6 protein-coding genes are annotated in these 6,637 nt (G+C 45.2%); all 6 read right to left on the bottom strand.

All coding sequences use genetic code 11. The features are described 5' to 3' along the window. Positions 1-256: 256 nt before the first annotated feature. Positions 257-1,372: a hypothetical protein gene (locus tag MC7420_RS31120; RefSeq protein WP_006105617.1), complete on the bottom strand. Its 1,116-nt coding sequence runs from the start codon at positions 1,370-1,372 to the stop codon at positions 257-259. A gap of 228 nt (positions 1,373-1,600) precedes the next feature. Continuing rightward, on the bottom strand, positions 1,601-1,762 hold the full coding sequence (locus tag MC7420_RS40820; protein WP_157453405.1) for a hypothetical protein: 162 nt from the start codon (positions 1,760-1,762) through the stop codon (positions 1,601-1,603). Positions 1,763-1,770: 8 nt separating this feature from the next. Beyond that, positions 1,771-2,238, bottom strand: a complete 468-nt coding sequence (locus MC7420_RS31115) for a hypothetical protein (RefSeq protein ID WP_198016604.1) — start codon at positions 2,236-2,238, stop codon at positions 1,771-1,773. 729 nt (positions 2,239-2,967) lie between these two features. Next, positions 2,968-5,088: a S8 family peptidase gene (locus MC7420_RS31110; protein ID WP_006105677.1), complete on the bottom strand. Its 2,121-nt coding sequence runs from the start codon at positions 5,086-5,088 to the stop codon at positions 2,968-2,970. Positions 5,089-5,372: 284 nt separating this feature from the next. Next, complete coding sequence (locus MC7420_RS40815) at positions 5,373-5,543, bottom strand: hypothetical protein (RefSeq protein WP_006105653.1); 171 nt, start codon at positions 5,541-5,543, stop codon at positions 5,373-5,375. 245 nt (positions 5,544-5,788) lie between these two features. Next, positions 5,789-6,598 (bottom strand): TrmH family RNA methyltransferase, encoded by an 810-nt coding sequence (locus MC7420_RS31105; protein ID WP_006105620.1) that lies wholly within the window; start codon positions 6,596-6,598, stop codon positions 5,789-5,791. Between the last annotated feature and the right edge of the window lie 39 nt (positions 6,599-6,637).

The raw sequence follows: 6,637 nt of genomic DNA, 5'->3' as shown, positions 1-6,637 counted from the left end.
ACCCCCCTCGTTCCCCCCTACAAGAGGGGGGAGGACAGAGGATGCTTCGCTTTTATGGCACGGGAGAGGGGAGCAAGAGAATCCGATCCCCCTTCTCCCCACGGAGGGAGAAGGGGTTAGGGGATGAGGGGGAAAATGTCAAGAAGTAGACAGACACAGCTTAAAACCTTGTCAGTATTAGTTTGTACCTTAAGTTGACACCAATGGGCAATGCCGTGCCCCTACCATAAATGGCGTTTGTGCTTCCCCATCTTGATTAGCTGTGTTCCCCTCTCAACTGTTCTAATAATTCCTCACGAGAAAGCGTCAACAGCAAAGGAGTCAACTCTTGATGGGGTAACTCTAACATGGCTGCGATTTTGTCGGCTAATTCCTGATCAACCTCACCAAATCGCACTTTCAGCAGGTTTTCCACCTTTTCTCGCTTCCCTTCGCCGAATCTCTCTTCTACCCCAGAACCCTCGCCAAACCACAGTAATAACTCTTCACGAGAAAGACTAAACAGCAGACGAGTCAACACTTGTGGTGTTAACTGTAACATCGGTGCGATGATCGCTTCTAATTCGGCATCAATCTCACCAAACCGCACTCGGAGGAAGTTTTCCACCATTTGCCGTCGTTCTTCCCGAATCCCTTCCCGAATCCCTTCTTGTCTGCCTTCTGATACAGCCTCTTCCCGCCATTTAAAATACGCTGGTGATAAGTTCATAATTAACTCCCTATCTGCATTACTTAACCTTTCACTACTGTCCACATTGATGCGCCAATTGGCTAGTATTTCCAGTATATTCCGCCGCCATGGACTTTCTTTTGGCAACTCAAGTAACTCCTCAATTGCCTGTTGCTGTGTTCTCCTTTTTCCTAATACTCTTAACCACAGTGTATCTTGACTTACGGGTAATTGGTTAATCGCTACCAGTGCTGTTCTGAGAAACTCCGGTAAGAAGTAAACTCCTTCTCCCCAATTCTCATCCTGACTTAACTTGGCACTAAATCCGTTGAGTAACCGTTGAGAACAAGAGGGCGATAGAATCCACAAAAGGGGTAACTCATCCTCTGACACAGAACGTTTCTCTCGTCGTGCCTTTCTCAAGAGTTCAGCCCGCAGCGAATACAATTTCAATAAGCAACCGTGTATTTCGGCTACAGTAGGGGCATTACGAAACGGTTCAAATAGACAAGCGGTGGCTGCCATTTTACCCAATAATCCCAGATTAGAAGAATCTGTCGAGGGAGAGGATGCCGGTACAAACCAAACGTCCACCTGGCGCACTTCGCTGGGTACATCTCGGCTAGTTTCTACTGTACCTAAAGGGGATAATAATTCTTCCAAATATTGCTTGGCAAATTGGTCGTGAGGTTGTCGGGTCATTCGTTATTTTTCATTAGTTATTTGTCCTTTTTTGTTGGTGTTCACTGTTGCCTGAACTGTTATAGCAGTTCCAAATGAAACGTGAACATCTTACCCCTCCCAAACCCTCCCCTTAGCAAGGGGAGGGCAGGGGTGGGGTTCACAACTCAAATGAAAACGCTATATGTTTATTCTTGTTCACTCATCTTTCTTAGCTGTGTTAAGCTGTTCGGCATTTAAACCTTAATGTCAATAATGCCGAAATCCTTGCTGTAGTGCGAGCATCTTGCTCGCTGCATTGAGCATCTTGCTCGCTGCATTGAGCATCTTGCTCGCTGCATTGAGCATCTTGCTCGCTGCATTGAGCATCTTGCTCGCTGCATTGAGCATCTTGCTCGCTGCATTGAGCATCTTTTTTCTCACTTCCCTTCACCTAATCTCAAATCTTGCCCAGAAGTCTCGCCAAACCACAGTAATAACTCTCCCTTGGAAAAGTTAAACAGTAGACGACTCAACACATCTGGGGGTAACTGTAACATCGGTGCGATGATTGCTTCTAATGCTTCATCCAGTTCATCAAACCGCACTCTGAGAAAGTTTTCCACGATTTGCCGCCGTTCTTCCAGTCTACCTTCCTGTAATGTTTCTTGCTGTCTAATTACCGAGCGAAATCTCGTTAATAATTCCTCACGAGATAATTGTAAAATTGCCTGAGAACGTTCTCTTGTGTTTAGCTGCATCAAAGGTTCAATAATTCGGGCTAATTCTTCATTGATTTCACCAAACTTTTCTAAAAGCAAGTTCTCTACCATTTGCCGCTGTCCTTCCCGCCTGCCTTCTAGGACAACCTCTTCCCGCCATTTAAAATACGCTGGTGATAAGTTCATAATTAACTCCCGATCTGCATTACTTAACATTTCACTCCTACCCACATTAATGCGCCAGTTAGCTAGTATTTCCAGGATATTGCGCCGTTGTTGGTTCTCATTACTCCCGTCCCGGCATAAGCTTCTGGAATTGAACCCCCACACCGATAGGAGTTTTTCGTTCGTTATACAAGGATTTTATCGTGGAGTGTATGCCAAACAATATTTAAATAAAAAAACAATAATGTAGGATTAATTTGTTTATTTTATCGCTCATCAATACTGTTGTAGAGACGTTCCGGCGGAACGTCTCTATCATAAGATACAGCGCTTTCCTCTGTACTCTATAAGAGTGCGAAGCGCTGTATGTCCTAACCGCTATGGCGGTTGCTATAAATTGGGGATGATACCAAGTTGTAGTCTAGGGTAGAATCTGTCATTCTGAGTAGAATGCAGTGAAACGGAATGACGCGAAGCATCTGTCCAGATTCTTCGCTCCGCTCAGAATGACATGATAGAACGCAACTTGGTATGAGTAGCGAAAACAATGGGATGAGTAAGCTGTTCGGCATTTAAACCATAATGTCAAGAATTGCGAAATCCTTGTAGTGCGAGCATCTTGCTCGCTACCCATTTCCAATTTAAATGCGTGACAGCTTAGCGAGCAAGATACAAAGCCTGCGGCATGGCTTCGCTAAACGCACTACAAGGATGAGAGCTATTATTATTAAGGTTTAAATACCAAATAGCTTACTGCACAGCTTGAATCGCCGCTTCTGCATTCACCAAACCCCGACCAAAGAAATAGTCCTCAGCGGAACTGGGTTCAGGAAATACTAAAAATTCGGGTATTTCTTCGGGTTTTTCCCCAGTCAAACGGGCTTTTTGATAACTTTGATAAAGATCCTGTTCCGTTTCCGTTAGCGTTAATCCCTGATAACTAGCTGTTTCTTCCAAAACATCCATAATTCGCTCTCGATTTAGGGTATTATTCACTCCTTTCATTAAAGCCACTACCCCAGATACAGCAGGTGCTGCAAAGGATGTTCCCTGAACTTGCACATAGTTTCCCAAGGGATCAAGAGTAGATCCCCAAGCATAGTCAGGTTTAGTTATTCCTTGCCATAATGATGATAATCCAGTCCCCCCGGTGGTTAAAATACCCCCACTCAAACTGCGACTGATATCTCCACCGGGAGCAACCACATCCAATCCTTTGCCATAATTACTATAGGAACTGCGCTCACCTTGTATATTCGTCGCCCCGACAGAAAGGACTTGAGGAATAGCCGCCGGGAAACTAATTCCAGACCGATTTTCATTCCCGGCTGAAGCCACAATTACCAGTTGAGGATTTGCCTCTAAAACCGTTAAAATCTGTTCCGTTAATTCTTGATTAGGCATCAATCCTCCTAAACTCAAATTAATCACATCAACATCCCGTGCGGCGGCGTAACCAATCGCCTCAATTAAAGAGACGGAATCTATTTCACCATTTAATCCAAAGACGCGAATCGGTAAAATTTTTGCCTGGGGCGCAACCCCGACTATTCCGCTTTGATCGGGAGAATGCGCCGCGACTACACCAGACACCCAGGTTCCATGAAATTCAGATGTTATCTGACGGCGAAAGTATTGTTTAATTGAATTACCCCTCTCACAAGCAGACGCATCAGGATTGTTCTGAGCTAATAGTAAAGCTATCTTTTTATACTCTTCCACCATTTCCTGACAAGATAGCTCAAAGGTACGCCGAAAATGGGGCTGAATAATATCTCGTTCCTTCCGACTCAATCGAGTATCGGGATCGCCTTGTCCAGAACTGGAAAAATCCCAACCCTTGACCTCACCGGGGAGTTTGTCGGGATAATGATCTGTGGTATAAATATTTTTGGCTAAATCCTGGTGATCCCACTGGATCAAACTGTCAATCACCGCAACCACAACTCCTTCCCCACCCTGGCTGGCTTGCCAAGACGCGATCGCGCCAATATCGGTGCGGGGTAATAGTTGCCCCCGTTTGGGTGTACTATCGAGATGCCACAGTAGAGGTAATAAGGCGGTGGAAAAGGGAGTGTCTTTGGGTTTAGGTAAACGCGCAAGGCGTTGTTGCAGCACTCGCTCCGGATCAAGGATTTCTTGGCTAGAATTAATCAAGTTGGTTTCGGGAACAAAGTTATCCGAAATGGCTTGAATAAAATTCGGTGTCGCTGACTGAATCCCCCTGACTTGATTGAGTTGATTAGCAACGGTGATTATTTCTATCCCTGATGCCGATTTTGACCGGGCGACATAGCGATTTTGACTGAAGCGGAGGGGACGAATGATTTCTAAGTTCTGCTCGTTCAACACCTGTTGTTTCTGGGTTTCGGATGTCCCTGGTGAAAAACTAATGATGATTTCATTAGGTAACACAATCAACTTTTCATTCTCCCTATCCTCAGATTCCCCTTGGTTGAGAACGGGTAAGGTTTCCTCAACATAAGGTTGTTGCTGAATCTGATTGGTTAACAACCGGGTAGATGTTCGCACCCCAGCCGGAAGCCGAACCAACGCTAACTGATTACCGAGAGGATCAACTTGTAAATTGGGATTCGGTTGTAACGTTGAACCTCGCCCTTGAATTCCTCTTGTGGTTAAATCGTCTTGGAGTTGCAAATATAGGGGTTTATTCCCTCGCGGCTGAATGGCTTTGAAGCGAACCGCCAGTACATCGTTACGTAGATTTAGGGGAATTTGTTTGCCATAGAATGAGTAGGATAGTGTTTCAGTGGGTTGGGTTTGAGCTAGAGAGGCTTGAGGATATGAACCTAGGTTGTCAATGTTCCACAAACAGGCTGTGATTAAAATGGCAGATACAAATCGCTTCATCTTAAGTATCCTTGTATACGCTACTATGTATCTCTACTTCTGGAGTAGGGAAGCTTATGCAAGTCAGAGAGTATAATTATAAGTTGTAGGGTGCGTTAGGCGCATTTGAAGATTAACGTTTATCATTTCACCACATAAGAGCGCCGTAACGCACCATGTTTCGGTTCGGTATGGCGGGATTGCGGTGCGTTACGCTTCGCTAACGCACCCTACGGTTTGAGACAATTTTGGGATTTAATTCTACTCGCCTTGTAATGTAAACGCTGCCCAATAATCAAGCATTTCTACCCAGCAAACCGTTCTAATAATTCCTCACGAGAAAGCGTTAACAGTAAAGGAGTCAACTCTTGATGGGGTAACTCTAACATGGCTGCGATTTTGTTGGCTAATTCCGCATCAACCTCACCAAACCTTGTCGATCCCCCTAAATCCCCCGTGCAAAAAAAGCGAAGCATCTGCTGGCTTCCCCCTTTTTAAGGGGGACGGGAGGGGGATCTAAAAGGGGGACGGGAGGGGGATCTGAAGGGGGACTTTGAGCTACTGTACTTTATTACAGCGCAAAGAGCTGTAATGTAAATGCTGCCCACATTGATGCGCCAGGTATTAGTAGCGAGCAAGATGCAAAGCCTGCGGCATGGCTTCGCTAAACGCACTACAAGGATTGCGCCATTATTGATATTTAACTGCAACTTAACAAGGTTCAATGGCGGTTACTGGAATGCTGCTCTAAATGTTGACGTTTTAATTCAAAACACACGACGGCGGCGGCAGAGGCGACGTTTAAAGATTCGGCTGGAAATTCAATGGGAATAGAAACCCAGGTATCAATTAAGTTGTGATGATCTCGATTAATTCCTTCGGTTTCATTTCCTAACACAAATACGGAAAAGGGAGAAAAGGATAGGTTATAGAGTGTGGAGGTGGCTGTGCCACTTAAGCCATAAATTGTATAGTTTGCCTGACGCAATTGCTGGAGGGCGTCAGATAGTTCAGCACAGCGCAATACTCGGGTATAAAATGCTGTGCCTGCTGAGGCTTTAATTACGAGGGGATTTAAGTCCGGACATCCTTTTCGGGGGAGGATAATTCCGTCAAATCCAGCGGCTAGGCAAGTGCGGATAATCATGCCGACATTACTGGGATTTTTGACGCCATCTAAAGCCAAGAATTTGTGGGTTTGGGGTTTCTGGTTGGGGGGATGAGATTGTTGGCGCTCTAAATAGGTGGATAGGGCTTCCATGGCGGGGGGAATGACATCGACAACGACGCCTTGGTCATGACGACCGTTGCGCGAAATTCGGGTAATGTATTTGGGGGATTCTCGCGAAACTTTGACACCGCGTTGTCTGGCTTGCTTGATGATTTCGTCAATAAATTCGCCTCTGGCATTATTGGCAATTAGGAGTTTATCGATAATAATATCTGGGTTGGATAGGGCTTCTAATACGGGTTTTCTGCCATAAACTGTAATAAATTTATCTCTGGGATGCTTGGTTTGGTTAGTTTTCATGGTTAGGTTAGGATGTGTTTTCGGATGGGTTGGGGGAAT

It is taken from the genome of Coleofasciculus chthonoplastes PCC 7420, assembly GCF_000155555.1.
Lineage (GTDB): Bacteria > Cyanobacteriota > Cyanobacteriia > Cyanobacteriales > Coleofasciculaceae > Coleofasciculus > Coleofasciculus chthonoplastes_A.
Note: the sequence above shows the minus strand (reverse complement) of the source record. Positions and strands in the feature narration are given on the sequence as shown.

Excerpts from the sequence above, each read along its gene's own strand:
- MC7420_RS40815 (WP_006105653.1), bottom strand. The coding sequence starts at position 5,543 with ATGCTTCGCTTTTTTTGCACGGGGGATTTAGGGGGATCGACAAGGTTT.
- MC7420_RS31120 (WP_006105617.1), bottom strand. The coding sequence starts at position 1,372 with ATGACCCGACAACCTCACGACCAATTTGCCAAGCAATATTTGGAAGAA.
- MC7420_RS31110 (WP_006105677.1), bottom strand. The coding sequence starts at position 5,088 with ATGAAGCGATTTGTATCTGCCATTTTAATCACAGCCTGTTTGTGGAAC.
- MC7420_RS40820 (WP_157453405.1), bottom strand. The coding sequence starts at position 1,762 with ATGCTCAATGCAGCGAGCAAGATGCTCAATGCAGCGAGCAAGATGCTC.
- MC7420_RS31115 (WP_198016604.1), bottom strand. The coding sequence starts at position 2,238 with ATGAACTTATCACCAGCGTATTTTAAATGGCGGGAAGAGGTTGTCCTA.
- MC7420_RS31105 (WP_006105620.1), bottom strand. The coding sequence starts at position 6,598 with ATGAAAACTAACCAAACCAAGCATCCCAGAGATAAATTTATTACAGTT.